The sequence below is a fragment of the Pseudomonas agarici genome (genome assembly GCF_001543125.1).
Classification (GTDB): Bacteria; Pseudomonadota; Gammaproteobacteria; order Pseudomonadales; family Pseudomonadaceae; genus Aquipseudomonas; species Aquipseudomonas agarici.
Genome location: NZ_CP014135.1, coordinates 4595062 through 4595632, shown reverse-complemented (window position 1 = coordinate 4595632; position 571 = coordinate 4595062). Strand labels below are relative to the sequence as shown.

1 protein-coding gene is annotated in these 571 nt (G+C 63.2%); it reads left to right on the top strand.

All coding sequences use genetic code 11. The features are described 5' to 3' along the window. Positions 1–571 (top strand): type VI secretion system tip protein VgrG (vgrG, locus tag AWM79_RS26185; protein ID WP_156430182.1); only part of this gene is annotated, 571 nt, incomplete at both ends.

Sequence of the window (571 nt, the reverse complement as noted above, 5' to 3'; positions counted from 1 at the left end):
CCTGCATAGCGCGCCGCGTAAGTGGCCGTACCTGGGGCTGAGCGTGCCACCGGTCAAGCCGTTACGCAGCTTGCACGGCGTGATCACCGGCTTCAAGCGCCTGTCCGGCTCCGTCGATGAAGCCCGCTACGACATCACCCTGGAACCGCACCTGGCGCTGCTGGGCCGAGGCCAGCAATTTCGCCTCTACCAGCACCAATCGGTGCCGGAAATCGTCGAAAGCATCCTGCGCAGCCGCCACGACTTCCGAGGCCAGGACTTTTTCTTCAACCTGGCCCGCGACTACCCCAAGCGCGAACAGGTCATGCAGTACGGCGAAAGCGATCTGGCCTTTATTTCCCGCCTGCTGGCCGAGGTCGGCATCTGGTACCGCTTCACCTACGACGAACGCCTGAACATCGACGTGGTGGAATTCCACGACGACCAACGCCACTACCAATTCTACGTCGAGCTGGCCTACCGCCCGCCCGCCGGACTGAGCAACAGCGAGCAGGATCGGGTGTGGCAACTGCAAGCGAGCCACCGGGTGGTGGAACAGCGCGTCACCATTCGCAGCTATCACCACCGGGTG